General features: G+C 72.3%; 5 protein-coding genes. 3 read left to right on the top strand and 2 right to left on the bottom strand.

Annotated elements, in window-relative coordinates:
* Positions 1-440 precede the first annotated feature (440 nt).
* The 3 genes from paaK to ABZX75_RS19750 all read left to right on the top strand — a co-directional run bounded on the left by paaK (position 441) and on the right by ABZX75_RS19750 (position 5,554).
* Complete coding sequence (gene paaK / locus ABZX75_RS19760) at positions 441-1,769, top strand: phenylacetate--CoA ligase PaaK (RefSeq protein ID WP_355412137.1); 1,329 nt, start codon at positions 441-443, stop codon at positions 1,767-1,769.
* Between the two features lie 149 nt (positions 1,770-1,918).
* Complete coding sequence (locus tag ABZX75_RS19755; RefSeq protein WP_355412155.1) at positions 1,919-2,704, top strand: YhjD/YihY/BrkB family envelope integrity protein; 786 nt, start codon at positions 1,919-1,921, stop codon at positions 2,702-2,704.
* A gap of 345 nt (positions 2,705-3,049) precedes the next feature.
* A complete protein-coding gene (locus tag ABZX75_RS19750) occupies positions 3,050-5,554 on the top strand; it encodes a penicillin acylase family protein (RefSeq protein ID WP_355412135.1) in 2,505 nt (834 codons plus the stop codon).
* Positions 5,555-5,611: 57 nt separating this feature from the next.
* Here ABZX75_RS19750 and ABZX75_RS19745 read toward each other — a convergent pair whose 3' ends face one another.
* A complete protein-coding gene (locus tag ABZX75_RS19745) occupies positions 5,612-6,880 on the bottom strand; it encodes an ionic transporter y4hA (RefSeq protein WP_355412133.1) in 1,269 nt (422 codons plus the stop codon).
* Between the two features lie 196 nt (positions 6,881-7,076).
* Complete coding sequence (locus tag ABZX75_RS19740) at positions 7,077-8,663, bottom strand: acyl-CoA synthetase (RefSeq protein WP_355412131.1); 1,587 nt, start codon at positions 8,661-8,663, stop codon at positions 7,077-7,079.

The following is an 8,663-nucleotide window of genomic DNA, read 5'->3' as shown; positions in this document are numbered from 1 at the left end:
GCGGTGGCGACGGAGGCCGGGGCTGGGGCTGGGGGGGGGGGTGGGGGTGGGGGTGGGGGTGGGGGTGGGTCGGAGGCGGACACGCCGCGCTGAGCGGCCTCGGGGAAGTGGGGTGCGTTTCCGCGTCGTCCGGTGCACTGCACTCGCTTCGCTCGCTCCGTCTCGGCTGTTGACTGATCCTTCGGATGCCGAGCTGCATCGCAAGGCGGAGCAGTGCCCTTGTACCGGGCGTACTCGGGTCCCATGACCCCGCCCGGCGGGCAGACCAGCGGCTCGCCCTCCCCCGGACGGTGCAGGCCAGTTCGGTGCCGTCGTAGGTGGTGAAGACGGGCATGGAGGGCATCACACCAGACGATCACCCGTTCGAGTCATTGATTTACCCGCCGCGCTCCGGCAATCTACCGAATGATCGGTCGGTTGGTTCACGGTGAGGTGACGGCATGACGGCGTACGCGGATCTCCAGGACGAGGGCGAGCGGCTGAGCGGCGACGAGCTGGCCGCCCTCCAGCTGACGCGCATGCGGGCGACCCTCACCCGTGCCTACGACCGGGTGCCCTTCTACCGGCAGGCCTTCGACAAGGCCGGCCTGCGTCCCGACGACTGCCGCACCCTCGCCGATCTCGCCCTCTTCCCCTTCACCACCAAGGCCGATCTGCGCGACCAGTACCCCTTCGGGATGTTCGCCGTACCGCGCTCCGAGGTGCGCCGCATCCACGCCTCCAGCGGCACCACGGGGCGTCCCACCGTCGTCGGGTACACCGAGGGGGATCTCGCCACCTGGGCCGATGTCGTCGCCCGGTCCATACGCGCGGCGGGTGGCCGCCCCGGCCAGATCGTCCACATCGCCTACGGCTACGGCCTGTTCACCGGCGGCCTCGGCGCACACTACGGCGCCGAACGCCTCGGCTGTACGGTCGTGCCGGCCTCCGGCGGGATGACGGACCGCCAGGTCAAGCTCATCCAGGACTTCCGGCCCGAGGTCATCATGGTGACCCCCTCCTACATGCTGACCCTGCTGGACGAGATGGAGCGCCAGGGGATGGATCCGCGCACCACCTCGCTCAGGACGGGGATCTTCGGCGCGGAGCCGTGGACCGAGGAGATGCGCCGGGAGATCGAGGAGCGGCTGGGCATCGACGCGGTCGACATATACGGCCTGTCGGAGGTCATCGGTCCGGGCGTCGCACAGGAATGCGTGGAGACGAAGGACGGCCTGCACGTCTGGGAGGACCATTTCTACCCCGAGGTGGTCGATCCGCTGACGGGCGCGGTGCTGCCGGAGGGCGAGCCCGGGGAGCTCGTCTTCACCTCGCTCACGAAGGAGGCCATGCCCGTCATCCGCTACCGCACCCGGGATCTGACGCGGCTGCTGCCCGGCACCGCGCGTCCGGCCTTCCGCCGGATGGAGAAGGTCACGGGCCGCAGCGACGACATGATCATCCTGCGCGGGGTGAACATGTACCCGACCCAGATCGAGGAGATCCTCCTGCGGACGGCCGGCCTGGCACCCCACTTCCAGCTGCGCCTGACCCGGGAGGGCCGGATGGACGCCTTGACGGTACGGGTGGAGGCCCGCCGGGAGGCGGACGCCGACCGGCGGGAAGCCGCGGCCGCCACCGTGGTCCGGGCCGTCAAGGAGGGCATCGGGGTCTCCGTCCGGGTCGAGGTCGTTGACCCGGAAACCTTGGAGCGCTCGGTCGGGAAGATCAAACGGCTGGTGGACCTCCGCAGCCCCCGGGAGGGCAGAGACACACGTCCAGGAAGCTGAAACCACCCCTTCGGGCCCATTTGGGGGCGGGTCCGGGGAGCCCGTGCGTCCTCGCGGGTAGTGCATGAGGCGTGATCTCCATCCTCCGGCGGCTCCACGACCGGTTCCAGGGCTCCGTCGCGGGCCGGACCTGGAACCGCGGGCGGGAGATGGAACTGATGCACCGGGCGATGGGCTTCGCGGCCCTCGGGTTCCTCACCCTGGTGCCGCTGCTGGTGGTCGTGGCCGCCGCAGCGCCCGGCAGCGGCTCGGGCTTCGGCCGCTGGCTCGGCCAGGCCCTCGGCGTGACGGAGTCCTCGCGGGACCGGGTGGAGATGCTGTTCAGCGCGGCCGACCTGGCGCTGGAACGCACCACCGCCTTCGGGCTGGCCGCGCTCGCCGTCTTCGGCCTGACCTTCGGATGGGCCGTGCAGACGGGCTACGAGAAAGTCTGGGACGTGCCGACCGCCCGCTGGCACACCATGTGGCGGCACATCGTCTGGCTCGCCCTGCTGGTTTGCTACCTCGCGCTGCTCGTGCAGATCCCCGCGCCGTCAGAGAGGGGATTGGGGTCCGTGCTCGGCTCCCTGGGAGATCTGCTCGGCACCTGCCTGTTCTTCTTGGGCTCGCAGCGGCTGCTGCTCGGCGGCCGGGTCCGCTGGCGGGCACTGGTGCCGGGGGCGGTGGCGACCAGCCTCGGACTGCTCGGGCTGCGGCTCTTCTCGCAGCTGGTGTTCTCCCCGCTGATCGCCTCGAACGCCGTGACGTACGGGCCCTTCGGCACCCTGTTGGTCGTCCAGTCCTGGCTGGTCGGCGTCGGCTTCGTGGTCTACGGCGGCGCCCTCCTCGGCCGCCTCTACCACGAGCACCGCGTGCTGCGGCGCCTGCGCCTCAGCGGACTCGTCCCCGCCGAGGATTCGGATACCCCTCGTCCGGAGCCGGGCCGGCCGGGCTGACCCCTCGGATCGGGGCGGCGACCCTCCCGACCGGCCGCACCCCCCAGAGCCGGGCGGACGATCCGGACCGGGCTCACCCTGCTGACCGCGGGCGATCCCGGTCGACCGGACGCCCGTCCGGGGCCGATGCCGACATGACCGGCCCGGCACCGGCACCGGCACCGGCACCGGCATGACCGACGCCCCGTATTAGGCCTTTCGCGGCGCGCCCGGATCCCGCCGCGCGAAGCCTGGATACCAAACGGGATGTTGACAGATCATCGGATGGCCTGCATGAGTGTGGGGGCACGGACGCACCGCCTGTTCCACGGGCAACTTCGCCCATTGGCAGGCTACTTGGGAGGTATGTTGCGCTTTCTTGAGGGACACCGCCGCACCCGTCCGCTCCTCCACCGCGTCGCCCTCACCGGGGCCGCACTGCTCGCCGCGACGGCCGCGATACCGCAGGCCTCGGCGGCGACCGGGGAGCGGAATCCGTCGGGCGGCGGCCTGTCCGCCGTCATCCGGTACACCGAGAACGGCATTCCACACGTCCTGGCCCGGGATTACGCGAACCTCGGCTTCGGCACCGGCTGGGCGCAGGCAGCCGACCAGGTCTGCGTCCTGGCCGACGGGTTCGTGACCGTCGCCGGCGAGCGCTCGCGCTGGTTCGGCCCCGACGCGGCGCCCGACGGTTCGCTCTCCTCCGCCACGCAGAACCTGTCCAGCGACCTGTACTTCAAGGGCGTACGGGAGTCGGGCACCGTCGAGAAGCTGCTGTCCACGCCCGCTCCGGCGGGGCCCAGCGAGGACCTGAGGGAGCTGATGCGCGGCTGGGCCGCCGGGTACAACGCCTGGCTCGCCCAGAACAAGATCACCGACCCGGCGTGCAAGGGCGCGGCCTGGGTCCGCCCGGTCACCGCCACCGATGTGGCCGCCCGGGGCTTCGCGGTCTCGGTCCTCGGCGGCCAGGGGCGCGGCATCGACGGCATCACCGCCGCCCAGCCGCCCGGCACGGGCGCCCGTACGGCGTCCGGTACGACGTCCGGTACGGCCACCGGTACGACGTCCGGTACGGCCACCGGTACGGCTGCGCCGCCGGACATCGACCCGTCGGCAGCCGCCGAGGCCGCGCAGCGGTTCTTCGACACCACCCGGTACGACATGGGCTCCAACGCCGTGGCCTTCAGTGGCTCCACCACGGCGAGCGGCAGCGGCCTGCTGCTCGGGAACCCGCACTACCCCTGGCACGGCGGGCGCCGCTTCTGGCAGTCGCAGCAGACCATCCCGGGCGAACTGAACGTCTCGGGCGGCTCCCTCCTCGGTACGACCGTGGTCAACATCGGCTTCAACGAGAAGGTGGCCTGGAGCCACACGGTCGCCACCGGCACCACCCTCAATCTGCACCAGCTCACCCTCGACCCGGCTGATCCCACGTCCTATCTGGTCGACGGGAGGCCGGAGAAGATGCTCCGGCGGACCGTCAGCGTCCCGGTGGCGGGCGGCGACCCCGTCACCCGTACCCAGTGGTGGACCCGCTACGGACCGGTGGTGTCGAACCTCGGCCCGAGCCTGCCGCTGCCCTGGACCGCAGGGACGGCGTACGCGCTCAACGACCCCAACGCGCTGAACCTGCGCGGCTCCGACACCGCCCTCGCGATGGGCAGGGCGCGCTCGGTGGCCGGGATCCAGGAGGCCCTGAAGCGCACCCAGGGGCTGCCGTGGGTCAACACGGTGGCCGCGGATTCGGCGGGCGGCACGCTCTTCACCCAGTCCCAGGTGCTCCCCCGGATCACCGACGAGCTCGCCGCCCGTTGCTCCACCCCGCTCGGCAGGGCCACGTACCCCGCCTCGGGACTGGCGGTGCTGGACGGCTCCCGCGGCGACTGCGCGATCGGCTCGGACCCGGACGCGGTGCAGCCGGGGGTGTTCGGCCCGGGGAAGGCGCCGACGCTGCGGGACGCCCCGTACGCCGAGAACTCCAACGACAGTGCCTGGCTGGCCAATGCCGACCGGCCGCTGACCGGGTACGAGCGGATCTGGGGCAATGCCGGCACCCCGCGCTCGCTGCGCACGCGGGGCGCGGTCGAGGACGTGTCGGCGATGGCCGCGAAGGGCGGGCTGACCGTGGCGGACCTGCAGAAGCAGCAGTTCGCCAACCGGGTGCCGGCCGGTGACCTGGCGGCCGCCGACGCGGCGAGGGCGTGTGCGGCCCTGCCGGGCGGTTCGGCGACGGGGAGCGACGGCGCTGCGGTGGACGTCTCGGCCGCCTGTGGGGTGCTGGCGGGATGGGACCGTACGGCCGACAGCGCCAGCCGCGGCGCACTGTTCTTCGACCGGTTCTGGCGCAAGCTGACGGCGACGACGGCGGCCAAGGACCTGTGGCTGGTGCCGTTCTCGGCGGCCGATCCCGTACGCACGCCCCGTACGCTCAACCAGGCGGCGCCCGGCATCGGGCGGGCCCTCGCGGACACGGTCCAGGAGCTCAAGGCGGCCGGGATCGCGCTGGACGCCCCGCTGGGCGAGCACCAGTTCGTGGTCCGCGGCGGACAGAAGCTGCCGGTGGGCGGCGGCACGGAGGCGCTGGGCGTCTGGAACAAGATCGAGGCGCGGTGGAACGCGGCGGCCGGCGGCTACCCGGAGGTCGCCCACGGTTCCAGCCACGTCCAGGCGGTCGGCTGGGACGGCGGCCGCTGTCCGGTGGCGCGCACGTTGCTGACGTACAGCCAGTCGGCGAACCCGAACTCTCCGTACTACGCCGACCAGACCCGGCTGTTCTCGCGGGAGCGCTGGGTGACCTCGCGGTTCTGCGAGCGGGACATCCTCACCTCGCCGCAGCTGAAGGTGGTCTGGGCGCGCGAGCGCCGCTGACCCGAGGCGTCCGGTGGGGTCCCGCGTGTGCGGGGGCCCCGCCGGGCCCCGGAGCTCTTACGGGCTGACGGCGAGGAAGAGGAAGCCCGCGAAGAGGACGAGGTGGACGCCGCCCTGGAGCAGTGTGGCCCGGCCCGGCGCGATGGTGAGGGCGCTGACCACGACGGTCAGCGCGAGCAGCACCATGTGGATCGGGCCGAGGCCGAGCAGCAGGGGGCCCGAGAGCCAGACGGAGGCAAGCGCGATGGCCGGGATGGTCAGGCCGATGCTGGCGATGGCCGAGCCGTAGGCGAGGTTGAGGCTGGTCTGGACGCGGTCGCGGCGCGCGGCCCGGACGGCGGCGAGGGTCTCGGGCAGCAGCACGAGCAGGGCGATGATCACACCCACGACGGCGTGGGGCAGGCCCGCGTCGGCGACGCCCGCCTCGATGGTCGGGGAGACGGCCTTGGCGTTGCCGACGACCGCGACGAGCGCGACCAGCAGCAGGCCGAGGCTGATCAGCGCGGCGCGGGAGGTGGGCGGCGCGGCGTGGGCCGCCTCCTCGGCGTCCGGGGCCGCTGCCGTGCCCCGAGCCGGAGCCGGAGCCTCCACCCGACCCCCAGCCGAACCCACCGCCTGACCCGCAGCCGAACCCGCCGGGCCCGCAGCCGGGCCCACCCCCGTCGTCACCGCCGGACCCGCAGCCGCGGCGGCTGCCCCGGCCGCCTCCTCGCGGTGCCGCTCGGTGTCCACGGGCAGGAAGTAGTCCCGGTGGCGGACCGTCTGGACGGCGATGAACAGCCCGTAGAGGGCGAGCGAGGCGATGGCGGCGAAGGTCAGCTGGGCGGTGGAGAACTCGGGCCCCGGCTTGCTGGTGGTGAAGGTCGGCAGGACGAGGCTGAGAACCGCGAGGGTCGCGACCGTGGCGAGGGCCGCGCCGGAGCCCTCGGCGTTGAAGACCGCCACGCGGTTGCGCAGGGCGCCGACGAGCAGCGACAGGCCGACGACGCCATTGCAGGTGATCATCACAGCGGCGAAGACCGTGTCCCGGGCGAGCGAGGAGGTCTTGCCGCCGCCGTCGGCCATCAGCGTGACGATGAGGGCCACTTCGATGACGGTGACGGCGACGGCGAGAACGAGGGAGCCGAAGGGTTCACCGACCCGGTGGGCTACCACCTCGGCGTGGTGGACCGCCGCCAGCACCGCGCCGGCGAGGCACAGGGACACGAGGGTGACCGCGAGTGCGGGCAGGTCGCGTCCCCAGCTGAAGGCGAGCGCGACGAGCGCCACCACGGGGACGACGACGGTCCAGTCGGTCAGAGGGGATCTGCGCGTAGCCGTACTCATATCAGCCAAGTTGCCAGAACTGTTCCCCCGATGCGGCGCCAAGCCCGCGCACACCGCTCTGACGTGGTACTTCTCACCCTGCTGCCGGGCGTGGCGGCGGCCGCGGCCGCCGTATGCCCGCCGGTCGCAGGCGAGCCGGGACGGCGCCCGGCTGACCCGGCCCGCCCCGGCTCGCCCCGCGACGGATCGCCGTACGTCACATCGCGCGCTCGCGGCCCTCCCAGTACGGGTCGCGCAGGCGCCGCTTGTACAGCTTGCCGTTCGGGTCGCGCGGCATCGTCTCGATGAAGTCGACGGTCTTGGGGCGCTTGTAGCCGGCCAGTTGCCGCTCGCAGTGGTGCAGGATCTCCGCGGCCAGGGCGTCCCCCGCCACGAAGCCCTCCGCCGGTTCGACGACCGCCTTGACCTCCTCACCCCAGGAAGGATGGGGAATGCCGAAGGCGGCTGCGTCCGCGACCGCCGGGTGGGTGAGCAGGGCCGACTCGATCTCGGCCGGGTAGATGTTGACCCCGCCCGAGATGATCATGTCGATTTTGCGGTCGCGCAGGAAGAGGTAGCCCTCCTCGTCCATCACTCCCAGATCGCCGACGGTGAAGAAGTCGCCTATGCGGTTCTTCCTCGTCTTGTCCTCGTCCTTGTGGTAGCTGAAGCCGCCGGTGTTCATCTTCAGGTAGACGGTGCCGAGTTCACCGGCCGGCAGCCGGTTGCCGTCGTCGTCGAAGATCGCGAGTTCGCTGATCGGCCAGGCCTTGCCGACGGTTCCCGGCTTCTTCAGCCAGTCCTCGGCGGTCGCGAAGGCGCCGCCGCCCTCGCTCGCCGCGTAGTACTCCTCCACGCACCGGCCCCACCAGTCGATCATCGCCCGCTTGACGTGGTCGGGGCAGGGGGCCGCGCCGTGGATGGCGTGCCGCATCGAGGAGACGTCGTACGCGTCCTTCGTCTCCTGCGGGAGCGCGAGGAGCCGGTGGAACTGGGTGGGGACCATGTGCGTGTGGGTGCAGGCGTGCTGGTCGATCAGGCGCAGCATCTCCTGCGGGCTCCACTTGTCCATCAGGACCAGCGGGTGTCCGATGTGCAGGGCGGCGCCGGCGAACTGGAGGACGGCCGTGTGGTAGAGCGGCGAGCAGACGAGGTGGACGTTGTCGTCGAAGGGGCGGATGCCGAAGATGCCGAGGAAACCGCCGAGGTGCGTCTCCTCCGGCGGTTTGCCGGGCAACGCGCGGCGGATGCCGCGCGGGCGGCCGGTGGTGCCGGAGGTGTAGTTCATGACCCAGCCGAGGGTGCGGTCCGCGGGGGCCGCCGCGGGCTGTCCGTCGAGGAGTTGCCCGTACGGCCGGAAGCCCGCGACCGCTCCGACCGCGTAGCGGTGGCTCGCGGGCAGGGCCGCCTCGTCGGCCGCGGCGGTGGCGGCGTCGGCGAAGCGCTCGTGGGCGATGAGGACCTTGGCGCCGGAATCGGAGACGATCCAGGCGATCTCGGGGCCCACGAGGTGGTGGTTGACGGGGACGAGGTAGAAGCCGGCCTGGGAGGCGGCGAGGTAGGCGGTGACGAATTCGACCCCGTTGGGCATGACGACCGCGAAGGCGTCACCCTTCTCCAGGCCGGCGGCGCGCAGCCCGTGGACCAGCCGGTTGACGTCGGCGTGCAGCCGGCCGGCGCTCCACTCCTCGCCCTCGGGGGTGACCAGGACGGTGCGGTCCGGGTCGGCGGTGGCCTGCGCCCAGAACCCGCCCCCAGATTGCGGCCGGAGGGGACCCCCTGGCGGCGCCTGCTTGTCGGTCAT

The organism is Streptomyces sp. NPDC003038, assembly GCF_040611115.1.
GTDB lineage: Bacteria > Actinomycetota > Actinomycetes > Streptomycetales > Streptomycetaceae > Streptomyces.
This window is presented reverse-complemented; position numbering and strand designations above follow the sequence as displayed.

What these genes read in the sequence shown, in the direction of transcription:
- paaK (WP_355412137.1), top strand. Translation starts at nt 441, where the DNA reads ATGACGGCGTACGCGGATCTCCAGGACGAGGGCGAGCGGCTGAGCGGC.
- ABZX75_RS19755 (WP_355412155.1), top strand. Translation starts at nt 1,919, where the DNA reads ATGGAACTGATGCACCGGGCGATGGGCTTCGCGGCCCTCGGGTTCCTC.
- ABZX75_RS19750 (WP_355412135.1), top strand. Translation starts at nt 3,050, where the DNA reads ATGTTGCGCTTTCTTGAGGGACACCGCCGCACCCGTCCGCTCCTCCAC.
- ABZX75_RS19745 (WP_355412133.1), bottom strand. Translation starts at nt 6,880, where the DNA reads ATGAGTACGGCTACGCGCAGATCCCCTCTGACCGACTGGACCGTCGTC.
- ABZX75_RS19740 (WP_355412131.1), bottom strand. Translation starts at nt 8,663, where the DNA reads ATGACCGACAAGCAGGCGCCGCCAGGGGGTCCCCTCCGGCCGCAATCT.